At 54.4% G+C, this 390-nt stretch carries 1 protein-coding gene; it reads right to left on the reverse strand.

Translation table 11 applies throughout. The annotated features are described in order from the left end of the window. Window positions 1-257: hypothetical protein (locus tag AC1RPJ_RS07880; protein ID WP_481762861.1), on the reverse strand; the 257-nt coding region annotated here is incomplete at its 3' end. Between the last annotated feature and the right edge of the window lie 133 nt (window positions 258-390).

The following is a 390-nucleotide window of genomic DNA, read 5'->3' on the forward strand; positions in this document are numbered from 1 at the left end:
GGTGACGAGTATGCAAACACAGTGTAAATCTCATCACTGAATTCGATGTCCTCATCACCCTCACCTGAACCCAGCTCGACAGCAGCCAGCGTGATTTGCGTGTTCCAGTATCCGTTACGGACCGGAGTTGCGTACAATGCGTAGAGGCGATCTTCCGACTCCCCATCCTCCGAATCTGTTTCGGGCCCAGTGACGGTCAGGGTCCAAGCATCATCGTCTCCGACGCGCTCTGCCAATAGTTGTTGGTCATCGTTCATGCAGCCTCCTTGGGTTTTGATGCATGCTTCAAAGCGGCGCGAATCTGCTCATCAAGGTCCTGCACACCCAGCAACGGGTAGTTTTCCTGCAACCAGCTGCGCATTTTCTTGCTCTTCCACGGGCGGATGATGG

The sequence above is a fragment of the Dellaglioa sp. CoH-57-MRSF-17 genome (genome assembly GCF_056782015.1).